Here is a 261-nt window from a genome sequence, read left to right as displayed (position 1 = left end):
GTTGTCGTGATCGGAGCCGGACCGATCGGCCTCGCCGCCGCCGCGCAACTGCGTGAACGAGGACTCACGTCGCTGGTGTTCGAGCGCGGCGCCGTCGCCGGTGCCGCGATCGCCGAATGGAATCATGTCCGACTCTTCTCCCGCTGGTCAGAGCTGGTCGATCCGGCTGCCCGCCTCCTTCTCGAGCAGAACGGGTGGAGCGCTCCCGACGGCGAGACGTATCCGACCGGACAGCAGTGGCGTCAGCACTACCTCGAACCC

The 261-nt window shown here is 67.8% G+C and carries 1 protein-coding gene; it reads left to right on the top strand.

The features are described from left to right. The coding region (locus I4Q58_RS15515; protein ID WP_203296823.1) for an FAD-dependent oxidoreductase at positions 1 to 261 on the top strand (261 nt) is incomplete at both ends.

Source organism: Luteirhabdus pelagi, assembly GCF_016827595.1.
GTDB lineage: Bacteria > Bacteroidota > Bacteroidia > Flavobacteriales > Flavobacteriaceae > Luteirhabdus > Luteirhabdus pelagi.
This window is presented reverse-complemented; position numbering and strand designations above follow the sequence as displayed.